This window comes from Streptomyces sp. bgisy159, from assembly GCF_057707805.1.
In genome coordinates, this window is the sequence record NZ_JBYIQX010000011.1 from 34,277 (window position 1) to 46,999 (window position 12,723).

Below are 12,723 nucleotides of genomic sequence, written 5' to 3' on the forward strand. Positions count from 1 at the left end.
TGAGGAGTACGAAGGGATGACGCCCGGCAACAACGGCGCGAGCACGCCCGAGGACGACGACCCGTTCGGCTACCTCTACGCCGACGGACAGGCCAACGGAGCCCAGCCGCCCTCCGGCGGCTACGGCTACCCGAACTCGGTGAGCAGGGTGCGTGCCGTCGGCGAGCGCCAGTACGGCCAGCCGCAGTACGGCGGGCAGTCGACCGTGCCCCAGCAGCAGCAGCCGTACGGCCAGCCGCAGGGCGCCTACGGCCAGCCGAACCCGCACTACGCGGCACCGGAGAGCCTTCCCGGCGGCGCGCCCGTCCGGCAGCAGCCGGCGCCCGCCGGCGGCGGTGGCGGCCGGGGCGGCGGGCCCAACACCAAGGGGCTGCTGATCGGCGCGGTCGCGGTGGTCGCGGCGGTGGTCGTCGGCATCGCCGTCGCCATGTCGCAGGGCGACACCGGTGACGAGAGCAAGGGCGGTGACCAGCCGACGGCCTCGGCGTCCGCCTCCCCGAGCCCCACACCCAGCGAGTCCAGCACCAGCGAGGCCACCGAGGTCGAGCTGCCGACCATCGACGCCAAGGCCCTGCGCCTCGGCGGCACCGCCAACATCGCCTCCGACATCCCGGGCGCCCAGTCCGAGGGCGGCGTCTACGTCGGCAACCTCAACCAGGTCGGCAACTCGGTGACCTGGACGGTGAACGGGATCCCGGAGGAGGGGGCGTACACCCTCTTCAGCCGTTTCAGCACGGTCGGTGAGGACCAGGAGATGACCCTCACCGTGAACGGCAAGCCCTTCGGCAGCAAGATCAACTACGGCAACTTCACGCACACGTCGGACGGCGACTTCTCCAAGGGCTGGACCCAGACCTACACCTGGCCCACCCTCGCCAAGGGCACCAACACCATCACCGTCTCCTGCGAGCAGGGCGACAAGTGCAACGTCCTCCTCGACCAGTTCTGGCTGAAGAAGGGCCAGGTGAAGGGTTAGCCCCTCGGTGGGTCAGCGCGCCTGGGCGGCGCTCGCCTCCCCCGTCACCGACACCCGGTTCACCAGCGCCTCGTAGTCCCGCCGGTCGAAGTCGCCGGCGGTGGGGGAGAGGACCGTGGCGGCGGAGAGGGCCACCGCGTGGGCGAGGCGGTCGGGCCAGGGGCGGTGGGTGACCAGGCCGGCCAGGAGGGCGGCGGAGACCGCGTCACCGGCGCCGGTGGGGTTGCCGCGCACCCGGGCCGGCGGAGTGGCCCGCCAGCGGCCCTCCGGGGTCGCCGCGACCAGGCCGGACGCGCCCAGCGTGGCCACCACGGAGTGCGCCCCGCGCCGCCGGGCGTCCTGCGAGGCGCGCGTCGGCTCGTGGAAGCCGGTCAGTTCGGCCAGTTCGTCCGCGTTCGGCTTGACGATGTCCGGGCGGGCGGCGACGGCCCGCCGCAGCGCCTCACCGCCGGTGTCCAGCAGCACCGGCACCCCCGCGGCGCGCGCGGTGCGGATCAGGCTCGCGTACGCCCCCACCGGTACCCCCGGCGGCAGGCTCCCGCACAGGGCCACCGCGTCCGCGCCGGCCACCAGCGCCTCGTACGACCGCTGGAAGGCGGACCACTCGGCGGGCCGGACCATCGGACCCGGCTCGTTGAACCGGGTGCTGTCACCGGTGCGTTCGTCGGTGACGCAGACCGTGCGGCGGGTCGCACCGGCCACCGGGAGCAGGGCGTCCGTCAGCCCGGGGAGGGTCCTCAGCCCCTCGCGGACCATCTCGCCGGTGGCGCCGCCCGCGAAGCCGGTGACCGTCACCGGCCGGCCGAGCGCCGCCAGCACCCGCGCCACGTTCAGCCCCTTGCCGCCGGGCCGCTCGCAGACCTCCGAGACCCGGTGCGAGGTGTGCGGTCGCAGGGACCGCACGCGGTAGGTGATGTCGAGAGCGGTGTTCAGCGTGACCGTGAGGATCACCGGGCCGACCTCCCCCGATTGCGTGTGTTGCCGTCAGTCCTGTGCCGCTTCCCGGAGCTCGCGGGCGATCCCCGGGGGACACGATCATGCCAAACGGACGGCGGCCGGCGCAGTCCCGGCGCCGGTCACCATCTCGCAACGAACGGACTTCTCAGGCCAGTCGGGGATCCACCACCCACGTGCCGCGCCGCATCACGCCCCGCACGTCGAAGTTCTCGTCGAGCAGCACCAGGTCGGCGTCCTTGCCGGGCTCCAGCGAGCCGATCCGGTCGGCCATGCCCAGGAGCCGGGCCGGGTTGACGGACAGGGCGGTCACGGCGTCCTCGACCGACAGCCCGTCCACGGTCACCGCCCGCTTGAAGGCGCGGTCCAGGGTCAGCGTCGAGCCCGCGATGGCCCCGCCCTCCACCAGCCGCGCGACGCCGTCGGCGACCTCCACCGCCAGCGGGCCGAGCTTGTAGAGGCCGTCGCCGAAGCCGGCCGCGTCCATCGCGTCGGTGATGAAGGCGACACGGCCCGGGCCCGCGTGGTGGAACGCCAGTTGCAGGGCGGCCGGGTGCAGATGCGTGCCGTCGTTGATCAGCTCGACGGTGATCCGCTCGTCCTCCAGGAGGGCGGCGATCGGGCCGGGGGCCCGGTGGCCGAGGGCGGGCATCGCGTTGAAGAGGTGGGTGGCGACGGTCGCGCCCGCGTCGATGGCCTCGCGGGTCTGCTCGTACGTCGCGTCCGTGTGGCCGATCGCCGCGATCACGCCGCGCTCGGCCAGCAGCCGCACCGAGTCGACGCCGCCGGGCAGCTCGGTGGCCAGGGTGACCATCTTCGCGTGGCCGCGCGCGGCGTCGATCAGCCTGCGCACCTCCGCCGGGTCCGGGTCGCGCAGCAGTGCCTCGGAGTGGGCCCCCTTGCGGCAGGGGGAGATGAACGGCCCCTCGAAGTGGATGCCCGCGATGTCGCCCTGCTCGGCCAGTTCGGACAGGAGTCCGGCGCGCCGGGTCAGGAAGTCCATGTCACCGGTGACGGTGGAGGCGACGAGGGTGGTGGTGCCGTGCCGGCGGTGGGTGTCGATGCCGGTGAGGACGTCCTCGACCGTTCCGGAGGTGAAGGAGGCGCCGCCGCCGCCGTGGTTGTGGAGGTCGACGAAGCCGGGGACCAGCCAGCCGGTGAGGTTGACGACCTGTGCCTCGGGGGACGGTTCGGCGACGATGCGGGTGCCCTCAATGGCGACGCGGCCGCCGTGGACCACGCCGGTGGGGAGGACGACTTCGGCGCCGGAGAGCACCAGAGGGGTGCCGGCCGGAGCGGGGTGCGGGTGGGTGGTCGCTTCTCGCGCTCCGCGGCGGAGCCGCACGTCGGCGCTGTCCCGCGTCCCTGAGGGGGTTGCCATCAGGCCGGTTCCTCCTGAGTCCGAGTGGTGGTGAGCAGATCCCAGGCCATCAGGCCCGCGCCCAGGCATCCCGCCGCGTCGCCCAGAGCCGCCGGGACGATCGCCGGCAGCTTCTGGAAGGTGATCCGCCGCCGGACGGCCTCCCGCAGCGGTGTGAACAAGGTTTCCCCCGCCTCGGCGAGGCCGCCACCGATGACGAGGGTGCGGGGGTCCAGCAGGGTGAGGGCGGTGACCAGGCCGTCGGCGAGGGCGTCGACCGCCTCCTGCCAGACCCGGACGGCGTTCGGGTCGCCGGACGCGACGGCCCCGGCGCAGTCGGCCGCGTCCGCCTCCGGGTTCCCGCTCGCCGCCGCCCACGCCTCGGTGACGGCGGCGGCGGACGCGTAGCGCTCCAGGCAGCCGTGCTGCCCGCAGGGGCAGGCGGGGCCGCCGTGCCGTACGACGATGTGCCCGATCTCGCCCGCGAAACCGTGCGCGCCCGCCTCGACCCGGCCGTCGACGCCGATGGCGCCCGCGATGCCGGTGCCCAGGGCGACGAAGAGGAACCGGTCGGCGTCCCGGGCCGCGCCGACGCGGCCCTCCGCCAGACCGCCGGTGCGCACGTCGTGGCCCAGGGCGACCGGGACGCCGCCGAGGCGGTCGGCGAGCAGGGCGCGCAGGGGTACGTCGCGCCAGCCGAGGTTGGCCGAGTAGGCGGCGATGCCGCCGGGCTCGTCGACGATGCCGGGGACGGCGACGCCGGCGGCGGCCGCGGGCCCGCCGAGGTGCTCGGCGCCGTACTGCCGCAGCTCGGCGGCGAAGTCGAGGATGCCGGCGACGACCGCGTCCGGGCCGCGCTCGCGCCCGGTGGCCCGGCGGGCCTGGTGCAGCAGAGCGCCGTCCGGCCCCGCCAGGGCGGCCTTCATCCCGGTGCCGCCCACGTCGAGGGCGATGACATGTCTCACGGGGGACAGTGTGGCCCCACTACCCTCAAGAGGTCTAGTCCACTTGCGTGGTGTAGACCTGAATCCTTGTGGTGTAGACCTCAATCCGGTATTCGGATGGTGGTCCAGACGACCCAGTCGCGGGACATCGCGGAACAAAGCGGAATATGTCGTACAACTCGGGAGTGACAGTGCAGCGGCGCGCATGGCGTACGGGAGTGATCGCGGTGGGGGCCGCGCTGGGGATGACGGGAGCCGTCGCCGGCTGCGGGCTCGGCGGCGGCTCGGACGAGGTGACGCTGCGGCTGGTCGCCGCCGACTACGGCGACAGCGCGGCCAACACCTCCGAGAAGTACTGGAGCGAGCTGGTCCAGCGCTACGAGGAGAAGCACCCCGACGTGCACGTCGAGGTCACCGTCTACTCGTGGAACGACGTCGACCGCAAGGTCAAGGAGATGGTCGACGCGGGCGAGGCGCCCGACATGGCGCAGATCGGCGCGTACTCCGACTACGCGGCCGCGGACAAGCTCTACAAGGCCGGCGACGTGCTCTCCATCCCCGTCCAGGCCGACTTCGTCTCCCAGCTGTCCAAGGCCGGCGAGGTCAACGGCGTCCAGTACGGCATGCCGTTCGCCGCGTCGACCCGCGTGCTGTTCTACAACAAGTCCCTCTTCACCAAGGCCGGCATCAAGCCGCCCACCACCTGGGCCGAGCTAGCCTCCGACGCCGAGGCGCTGAAGGAGGAGGGCGTGAAGTACCCGTTCGCGCTGCCGCTCGGGCCGGAGGAGGCGCAGGCCGAGACCATGCAGTGGCTGCTCAGCGGCGGGGGCGGCTACACCTCGATGGTCGGCGGCTACACCCTCGACTCCACCGAGAACGTCGCCACCTTCGGCTGGCTGAAGAACGAGCTGGTCGGCAAGGGGCTGACCGGTCCCGTCCCGCCCGGCAAGCTGAACCGCGCCGACGCCTTCGCGGCGTTCGCCGACGGGGACGTCGGCATGCTCAACGGGCATCCGTCGCTGATGAAGGCCGCCTCGGCGAAGGGCGTGAAGTACGGCATGGTGCCGATGCCCGGCAAGGACGGCGCGAGCAAGTCCACGATGGGCGTCGCCGACTGGATGATGGCGTTCAAGCAGAACGGGCACGCCGACGAGATAGGCGACTTCCTCAACTTCGTCTACAGCGAGGAGAACGTGCTCGACTTCTCCCGGCGCTACGACCTGCTGCCGGTGACGACGTCCGCGAGCGAGGTCATGGACTCCTCGCCGGAGGACCGGGACCTCAAGCCGTTCCTCGACGAGCTGCCGCTGTCCGAGCTGTACCCCGTCGGGCGCACCTCCTGGGCCGCGGTCAGCGCGGTGGTGAAGCAGCGGATCGGCGCCGCGGTGGCACCGGTCGGCAACCCGGCCTCCGTCCTCGGCGAGCTGCAGACCAAGGCGATCACGGCGGACAGCAAGGTGTCGGACTGAACCGCTGGGTTACGGTCGGGGCATGGAGCAACGGGAGCGGGCGATTCTCGGCCTGGAGCGGCGCGGCTTCTCCGGGCCCGGCGCGAAGGAGCGGGCGATCCGCGAGGAGCTGGGACTGTCGCCGGTGCGCTACTACCAGCTGCTGAACGCGCTCCTGGACGACCCCGAGGCGCTGGCCGAGGACCCGGTGACCGTCAACCGGCTGCGCAGGGTGCGCGAGGCCCGCCGCTCGGAGCGGTGACACCGCTAGGGTCGTCGTATGGGAACCCACGAGACGCACTCCACGGAACCCCTTCCCGCTCCGCGCACCCCCGCCGGCCGGGACGCGCTCGAAACGATCCTGCGCAAGCCCGGCGAGACCCTGGTCGCCCTCGACTTCGACGGGACGCTCGCGCCCATCGTCGAGGACCCGGAGCGGGCGCGGGCGCACGCCGACGCCGTGCCCGCGCTGGCCGCCCTCGCGCCCCGGGTGGCGTCCGTCGCCGTGGTCACCGGGCGCCCCGCCGAGGTGGCCGTACGGTACGGCGGATTCGCCGGGGTCAGTGGTCTGGACCACCTGGCCGTGCTGGGGCACTACGGCGCCGAACGGTGGGACGCGCGCACCGGCGAGGTGAGCGCGCCGGAGCCGCACCCGGGCGTCGCCGCCGCGCGGGGCGAGCTGCCCGGGCTGCTGGAGCGGTCCGGCCGGTCCGGGCTCTGGGTGGAGGAGAAGGGGCGGGCCGTCGCCGTGCACACCCGCCGGGCCGCGGACCCGCAGGGCGCCTTCGAGGCGCTGCGCGGGCCGCTGGACGCCCTCGCCGCCCGGCACGGACTGGTCCTCGAACCGGGGCGCATGGTCCTTGAGCTGCGCCCGCCCGGCATGGACAAGGGCGTGGCGCTGACGGCGTACGTACGGGAGACCGGCGCCCGGGCCGTCCTCTACGCGGGAGACGACCTCGGTGACCTGCCCGCCTTCGCCGCCGTGGAGGAACTCCGCTCCGAGGGGGTCCCCGGGCTGCTGGTGTGCAGCGGCAGCGCCGAGGTCACCGAGCTGGCGGACCGGGCCGACCTCGTCGTGCCCGGCCCGCAGGGCGTCGTACGGCTGCTGCGGGCGCTGGCCGCTCAGCTCGCCGGCTGAGCCCGCAGCGCGGTCAGCTGGTCCAGGAACCACTGCGCCGGCGGCAGCGCGGTCGCCGCTTCCGCCAAGCGCTTGGAGCGCTCGGCGCGCTCCTCCGGGGACAGGGTGAGCGCCTCGTGCAGGGCGCGGGCGGTGCCCGTCACGTCGTAGGGGTTCACCCCGATCGCGTCCTCGCCCAGCTCCTCGTACGCCCCCGCCTCCCGGGACAGCACCAGGGCGCAGCCGTCGTCGGCCAGCAGCGGCACCTCCTTGGCGACCAGGTTCATGCCGTCCCGGATCGGGTTCACCAGGGCCACGTCGGCGAGCCGGTAGGCGGCCAGGGAGCGCGCGAAGTCGTCCTTGACGTGCAGCACCACCGGGGTCCAGCCGGGGGTTCCGTAGCGGGCGTTGACCTCGTCGGCGACCCGCTGCACCTCGGCCGTGTAGGCGCGGTAGACCTCCAGGTCCTGCCGGGAGGGGTAGGCGAAGGCGACGTGCACCACGCGCTCGCGCCACTCGGGGTGGTCCGCCAGCAGCTGGGCGTAGGCCAGCAGCCCGCGCACGATGTTCTTCGACAGCTCGGTCCGGTCGACCCGGACGACCGTCCTGCGGCCGGGGCCGATCTCCTCGCGCAGGGCCGCCATCCGCTCCGCCACATCGGGCCGGTGGGCTCGCTCGCGCAGGAAGTCGGCGTCCGCGCCGAGCCCGTGCACCCCGATCCGGGTGGTGCCGACGCCGCCGACGACGGCGTCGCAGCACGCGGTGAACGCGTCCGCCCAGCGCCGGGTCAGGAAGCCCAGCCGGTCCGCGCCGAGCATGCCGGTCAGCAGCTGCCGGGCGATGTCGTCGGGCAGCATCCGGAAGTACTCGGGCGGCGCCCAGGGCGTGTGCGAGAAGTGGCCGATCCGCAGGTCGGGGCGCAGCTCGCGCAGCATCCCCGGGACCAGGGTCAGGTGGTAGTCCTGGACGAGCACCGACGCGCCCTCGGCGGCCTCCTCGGCCAGTGCCTCGGCGAAGGCGCGGTTGTACGTCTCGTACGACGCCCACTGCCGCCGGAACTCCGCGTCGAAGACCGGCTCCAGCGGGGTCTGGTACAGCATGTGGTGGACGAACCAGAGCACCGAGTTGGCGATGCCGTTGTAGGCGTCGGCGTGCACGTCGGCCGGGATGTCCAGCATCCGGGTGCCCGGCTCGGCGACCCCGTGCCGCACCGCCTCCCGGTCACCGTCGGACAGGGCCGAGCAGACCCACAGGGCCCCGGCGTCCGAGCCGATGGCGGACAGGCCCGAGACCAGTCCGCCGCCGCCGCGCTTGGCGGTCAGTGATCCGTCCGTCTCCCGTGTGTACGAGACCGGGCCGCGGTTGGAGGCGACCAGGACCTGGGCAGCACCGTGCGTGGAAGCCATACGCCACAACCTAGCCCGCCCGGTAAACGCTCAAACGTACGGTTCCACTCGACCCGTTGTGAACATTGTGTGAAGAGGGGATGATGTGCCGCGCACATGCCATGCGTGGCAAGGAGCGCGTGGCGCGCACGGCCGGGGGTGGGCATTCGTGATCGATTTCCGCAGACGTCTCCTGGGCGACCGCAGAGCCACCGGGCTCGCCGCGCTGTTCGCCGCGTCCGTACTCGCCCTGGCCGGCTGCGAGGGCGGTGACGACGGCGCGGCGGCGGACACGAGCGTCACCCAGGTGGCCGTCACGGACAGCCCCGCCGGCCCCACGCCCGAGCCCTCACCGACCCGCGCGGAGCCCACGCCGCCCCCGACCCCCACCCCGGCTCCCGCCCTCGCCACGCTCGCCGACCACACCGGGCAGGCCGTCGGGAAGGCCGCCGCCGACGCGAAGGCCGCCGGTCTGGCGTACGCCGTGTACCTCCAGGGCACCGGTGCCCCGCTCGGCGGCGGCGGCCGGACCGCCTCCTCCTGGGGCGCGGCCGAGAAGGTCTGCGAGCAGATCGACGATCCCGACGACGCCGCCGCCTCCTTCGACGTGGCCTTCGTCGTCGCGCGGGACGGCCGTGACTGCTCCGGCCGGCTGCTGCACACGCCCACCCCGACCCCGCGGGCGGCGCAGACCTCCGGCGGCTCGTCGGGCGGCTCGTCCGGCGGGTCCTCCGGCGGCACGTCCGGTACCGACAAGAGCTGCGCCATCACCAGCCCCGCCGGGAACTGCTACGCCGACGGCCAGTTCTGCGCCAAGCGGCACCACGGGCTGAGCACCTACGGCAGGGGCGGCGAGTACCTCACCTGCGAGCAGGACTCCTCCGGCACCTGGCGCTGGTCGGACGGGCATCCGGGCTGACGGGTATCCGGGCTGACGGGTATCCGGGCTGACTGTCCGGGCCGACGTGCCCCCGCGCCGACGGGCCGCCCGTCGGCCCGGGGCGCCGCCCGTCACGCCACCTTGCGGGCCGCGTACTCCGCGATCTCCACCATCGGCGGCCGCTCCTCCGTGTCCACGGAGTACGTCCGCGGCTCGAACCCCTCATCGGTGCGCTCGAACTGCGTGAGGGAGGGCCGGACGAGGTGGCCGCGGGCCAGCCGCAGCTGGGCGGTGCGGTAGATGGCCGCCGCCATCCGGCCGAGGGCCTGGCCGTCCTGGTGGCGGTGGATGCGCACCCCCAGGTCGACCTGGGCGAGCGCGTCCAGGCCCACCAGGTGCAGGGCGTCGACCAGCATGCCCAGCTCCACCCCGTAGCCCACCGGGAACGGCAGCTGTTCCAGCAGGGAGCGGCGGGCCGCGTACTCGCCGCCCAGCGGCTGCACGAACCCGGCCAGCTGCGGCCAGTGCATGTTCAGCAGCGGGCGGGCCATCAGCTCGGTGACCCGGCCGCCCTGCCCCGCCGCCCCGGCCAGCGGACGGTCGTACATGCCCTTGACCAGGGCGACACCGGGTTCGGTGAGCAGCGGGCCGACGATGCCGGTGACGAAGTCGGAGGAGAACTCCCTGAGGTCCGCGTCGACGAAGCACACGATGTCCCCGCCGGTCACCAGCAGGGAGCGCCAGAGCACCTCGCCCTTGCCGGGCAGGGCGGGCAGGCGGGGCAGGATGTCGTCGCGGTGGACGACCCGGGCGCCCGCGGCGGCGGCCACCTCGGAGGTGCGGTCGGTCGACCCGGAGTCGACGACCACGATCTCGTCGACGAGCGGGATCTGCTGCATGAGGTCGTGGCGGATCACGGCGACGATGTCGCCGACGGTCTCCTCCTCGTTCAGCGCGGGCAGCACGACGGAGACCGTCTGGCCGGTCGCGCGCTTGGCGGCCAGGACGCGGTGCGGCGGGCGGTCGCTCACGGACCAGGAGCGGGTGGTCAGCCAGCGCTCGACTTCTTCCAGCACGCCTGCGGCTCCTCACGGTGTCTCGGCGGTGTCCGCGGGTGTCTCGCGGTTCGGACGACTATCTCAACTGTCCTGGTCGTCGGTTACAGTCTTGAACAACGCTGATGACCATCGCATGTCGGGGGTTGTTGCGCTTACAACTACATACCGCTCATCCAGAGGGGCAGAGGGATACGGCCCGATGAAGCCCCGGCAACCCTCCAGTCGGTTCCCGTCACGTCGGCGTGGCGAGGCTCCCGGCTAGGGAAGGTGCCAAATCCGTCTCACGGCGAGATGCGTCGTGAGGAAGATGAGGAGAAAGGGCCTCGCCTCACATGGCTGTGCAGACAGTTGCAAACTCCGGCAATCCCACCGTCGACCTCGGTCCCGCCGCGGCCCTGAGCTGTCGCGAGTGCGGTCACCGCGTCCCCCTCGGCCCGGTCTTCGCGTGCCAGGAGTGTTTCGGCCCGCTGGAGATCGCCTACGACTTCTCCTCCTACGACACGGAGGAACTGCGCAAGCGGATCGAGGCCGGACCCGCCAACATCTGGCGCTACGCCCCGCTGCTCCCGGTCCCCGCCGACGTCGCCGACAAGCCCAACCTGAACCCGGGCTGGACCAAGCTGGTCAAGGCCGACAACCTGGCGCGCGAACTGGGCGTCACCGGCGGGCTGTACATCAAGGACGACTCCGGCAACCCGACGCACTCGTTCAAGGACCGCGTGGTCGCACAGGCGCTGGAGGCCGCGCGCGCCTTCGGCTTCACCACCCTGTCGTGCTCCTCCACCGGCAACCTCGCCGGTGCCGTCGGCGCCGCCGCCGCCCGGGCCGGCTTCCGCTCCTGCGTGTTCATCCCGCACGACCTGGAGCAGGGCAAGGTCGTCATGGCCGCGGTCTACGGCGGCGAGCTCGTCGGCATCGAGGGCAACTACGACGACGTGAACCGCTTCTGCTCCGAGCTGATCGGCGACCCGGCCGGCGAGGGCTGGGGCTTCGTCAACGTCAACCTGCGGCCCTACTACGCCGAGGGGTCCAAGACCCTGGCCTACGAGATCTGCGAGCAGCTCGGCTGGCGGCTCCCGGACCAGATCGTCGTCCCCATCGCCTCCGGCTCGCAGCTCACGAAGATCGACAAGGGTCTGCAGGAGCTGATCGGGCTGGGGCTGGTCGAGGACCGGCCGTACAAGATCTTCGGCGCGCAGGCGCTCGGCTGCTCGCCGGTCTCCACCGCGTTCAAGGCCGGCCACGACGTCGTACGCCCGCAGAAGCCGGACACCATCGCCAAGTCCCTGGCGATCGGCAACCCCGCCGACGGGCCGTACGTGCTGGACATCGCGCGCCGGACCGGTGGCGCCGTGGAGGACGTCACCGACGAGCAGGTCGTGGACGCGATCAAGGTGCTGGCCCGGACCGAGGGCATCTTCGCGGAGACCGCCGGCGGTGTGACGGTCGGCGTGACGAGGAAGCTGATCGAGAACGGCGTGCTCGACCCGGCGAAGACCACGGTCGTCCTGAACACCGGAGACGGCCTGAAGACCCTCGACGCGGTGGCCGGCACCGGCCTCACCGCCACCATCCGCCCGAACCTGGACTCCTTCCGAGAGGCTGGCCTCGCATGAGCGTGACCGTTCGCATCCCCACCATCCTGCGCACCTACACCGGTGGGCGGGCCGAGGTGCCGGCCGAGGGCGCGACCCTCGCCGACGTCATCGCCGACCTGGAGAAGAACCACACGGGGATCGCCGCGCGCGTGCTGGACGACCAGGGCAAGCTGCGCCGTTTCGTGAACGTGTACGTGAACGACGACGACGTCCGTTTCGAGCAGGGCCTGGCCACCGCGACCCCCGACGGCGCGGGAGTCTCCATCATTCCGGCGGTCGCCGGCGGCTGATCATTACCTTCGGTAATCACGGTTACCGAGCGTTCATGGAATTGCCTCCTCCGTGAGAGAAACGGAGGGGGCAATTCTATGTGATTGAGCGCGGTAGAGTTGGGGAACGTGGTCCCGGCCGACGAGCCGGGAGCCGCGTGTTTCTGCCGCGCTGCCGTCGAGAAGCAGCCAAAGTGCGCCTTGCATTCGCGGCATTTGTTCCTTTTGTGGGGCCCGACTTGGCCTGAATTCCGCCTATTCGCCCCCTCTTTCCGGGCTTGGTGCGTCCAGATTTCTCGTCCGATTGACCTGTTGCAGACGGCAGTTGGACAGATACATTCAGCCGCGGTCGACGCGTTCCGGCGCACGCCCCCGACGACTGGGGGGTGAGGTCTGACCCGGATCCGCGAAGTGTGGATCTGTGCAAGGGCCAGTAATAGGGGAGTTAGGCATGGCTCAGGGCACCGTCAAGTGGTTCAACGCGGAGAAGGGGTACGGCTTCATCGCGGTCGACGGTGGTGCGGACGTCTTCGTCCACTACAGCGCGATCCAGATGGACGGCTACCGCACCCTGGAAGAGGGCCAGCGGGTCGAGTTCGAGATCTCGCAGGGCCAGAAGGGCCCGCAGGCCGACATGGTTCGCGTCACCGCCTGAACGTCCTTTTCGCCGAAGGGCCCGCACCCGTCCCGGGTGCGGGCCCTTCGTCCTGTCCGTCCCCGGCTGATCCCCGTTC

Annotated in this window: 13 protein-coding genes and 1 riboswitch; of the genes, 8 read left to right on the top strand and 5 right to left on the bottom strand. The window is 72.4% G+C overall.

The features are described 5' to 3' along the window. Positions 1-16 precede the first annotated feature (16 nt). Positions 17-976, top strand: a complete 960-nt coding sequence (locus tag AC3ET3_RS13480; protein ID WP_435612193.1) for a carbohydrate-binding protein — start codon at positions 17-19, stop codon at positions 974-976. A 12-nt stretch (positions 977-988) separates the two neighbouring features. On the opposite strand, the gene AC3ET3_RS13485 is transcribed toward AC3ET3_RS13480, so the two are convergent. The 3 genes from AC3ET3_RS13485 to AC3ET3_RS13495 form a co-directional block, all read right to left on the bottom strand. Then, positions 989-1,927 carry a 1-phosphofructokinase family hexose kinase gene (locus AC3ET3_RS13485; RefSeq protein WP_432157553.1) on the bottom strand — a complete coding sequence of 313 codons (939 nt, stop codon included), beginning with the start codon at positions 1,925-1,927 and terminating at the stop codon, positions 989-991. Between the two features lie 151 nt (positions 1,928-2,078). After that, positions 2,079-3,206, bottom strand: coding sequence for an N-acetylglucosamine-6-phosphate deacetylase (gene nagA, locus AC3ET3_RS13490; protein ID WP_488187276.1), 1,128 nt, complete (start codon positions 3,204-3,206; stop codon positions 2,079-2,081). A 104-nt stretch (positions 3,207-3,310) separates the two neighbouring features. Further along, a complete protein-coding gene (locus AC3ET3_RS13495; protein WP_432138833.1) occupies positions 3,311-4,255 on the bottom strand; it encodes an ROK family protein in 945 nt (314 codons plus the stop codon). A gap of 170 nt (positions 4,256-4,425) precedes the next feature. On the opposite strand from AC3ET3_RS13495, the gene AC3ET3_RS13500 reads away from it, so the two are divergent. Genes AC3ET3_RS13500 through otsB form a run of 3 tightly spaced genes read left to right on the top strand, consistent with a single transcriptional unit; the run spans position 4,426 to position 6,820 of the window. After that, positions 4,426-5,703: an extracellular solute-binding protein gene (locus AC3ET3_RS13500; protein ID WP_435612241.1), complete on the top strand. Its 1,278-nt coding sequence runs from the start codon at positions 4,426-4,428 to the stop codon at positions 5,701-5,703. Between the two features lie 22 nt (positions 5,704-5,725). Beyond that, positions 5,726-5,944 (top strand): DUF3263 domain-containing protein, encoded by a 219-nt coding sequence (locus tag AC3ET3_RS13505; protein ID WP_432138832.1) that lies wholly within the window; start codon positions 5,726-5,728, stop codon positions 5,942-5,944. Positions 5,945-5,962: 18 nt separating this feature from the next. Beyond that, positions 5,963-6,820 (top strand): trehalose-phosphatase, encoded by an 858-nt coding sequence (gene otsB, locus AC3ET3_RS13510; protein WP_435612194.1) that lies wholly within the window; start codon positions 5,963-5,965, stop codon positions 6,818-6,820. On the opposite strand, the gene AC3ET3_RS13515 is transcribed toward otsB, so the two are convergent. Continuing rightward, a complete protein-coding gene (locus AC3ET3_RS13515; protein ID WP_435612195.1) occupies positions 6,805-8,205 on the bottom strand; it encodes an alpha,alpha-trehalose-phosphate synthase (UDP-forming) in 1,401 nt (466 codons plus the stop codon). The genes otsB and AC3ET3_RS13515 overlap by 16 nt on opposite strands. A 148-nt stretch (positions 8,206-8,353) precedes the next feature. Between AC3ET3_RS13515 and AC3ET3_RS13520 the strand changes: the two genes are divergently transcribed. Continuing rightward, positions 8,354-9,103 (top strand): hypothetical protein, encoded by a 750-nt coding sequence (locus AC3ET3_RS13520; protein ID WP_432138829.1) that lies wholly within the window; start codon positions 8,354-8,356, stop codon positions 9,101-9,103. A 92-nt stretch (positions 9,104-9,195) separates the two neighbouring features. Here AC3ET3_RS13520 and AC3ET3_RS13525 read toward each other — a convergent pair whose 3' ends face one another. After that, complete coding sequence (locus tag AC3ET3_RS13525) at positions 9,196-10,140, bottom strand: glucosyl-3-phosphoglycerate synthase (protein WP_432138828.1); 945 nt, start codon at positions 10,138-10,140, stop codon at positions 9,196-9,198. Between the two features lie 148 nt (positions 10,141-10,288). Continuing rightward, a riboswitch (SAM riboswitch) is annotated at positions 10,289-10,436 on the top strand. Positions 10,437-10,454: 18 nt separating this feature from the next. Between AC3ET3_RS13525 and thrC the strand changes: the two genes are divergently transcribed. The 3 genes from thrC (at position 10,455) to AC3ET3_RS13540 (ending at position 12,644) form a co-directional block, all read left to right on the top strand. Continuing rightward, positions 10,455-11,738, top strand: coding sequence for a threonine synthase (gene thrC, locus AC3ET3_RS13530; protein WP_432138827.1), 1,284 nt, complete (start codon positions 10,455-10,457; stop codon positions 11,736-11,738). Continuing rightward, on the top strand, positions 11,735-12,010 hold the full coding sequence (locus AC3ET3_RS13535) for a MoaD/ThiS family protein (protein ID WP_432138826.1): 276 nt from the start codon (positions 11,735-11,737) through the stop codon (positions 12,008-12,010). Before thrC ends, AC3ET3_RS13535 begins: the two co-directional genes overlap by 4 nt. Before the next feature lie 430 nt (positions 12,011-12,440). Then, positions 12,441-12,644 (top strand): cold-shock protein, encoded by a 204-nt coding sequence (locus AC3ET3_RS13540; RefSeq protein WP_004986573.1) that lies wholly within the window; start codon positions 12,441-12,443, stop codon positions 12,642-12,644. Positions 12,645-12,723: the final 79 nt, after the last annotated feature.

What these genes read in the sequence shown, in the direction of transcription:
- AC3ET3_RS13480 (WP_435612193.1), top strand. Translation starts at nt 17, where the DNA reads ATGACGCCCGGCAACAACGGCGCGAGCACGCCCGAGGACGACGACCCG.
- AC3ET3_RS13505 (WP_432138832.1), top strand. Translation starts at nt 5,726, where the DNA reads ATGGAGCAACGGGAGCGGGCGATTCTCGGCCTGGAGCGGCGCGGCTTC.
- otsB (WP_435612194.1), top strand. Translation starts at nt 5,963, where the DNA reads ATGGGAACCCACGAGACGCACTCCACGGAACCCCTTCCCGCTCCGCGC.
- AC3ET3_RS13515 (WP_435612195.1), bottom strand. Translation starts at nt 8,205, where the DNA reads ATGGCTTCCACGCACGGTGCTGCCCAGGTCCTGGTCGCCTCCAACCGC.
- thrC (WP_432138827.1), top strand. Translation starts at nt 10,455, where the DNA reads ATGGCTGTGCAGACAGTTGCAAACTCCGGCAATCCCACCGTCGACCTC.
- AC3ET3_RS13535 (WP_432138826.1), top strand. Translation starts at nt 11,735, where the DNA reads ATGAGCGTGACCGTTCGCATCCCCACCATCCTGCGCACCTACACCGGT.
- AC3ET3_RS13540 (WP_004986573.1), top strand. Translation starts at nt 12,441, where the DNA reads ATGGCTCAGGGCACCGTCAAGTGGTTCAACGCGGAGAAGGGGTACGGC.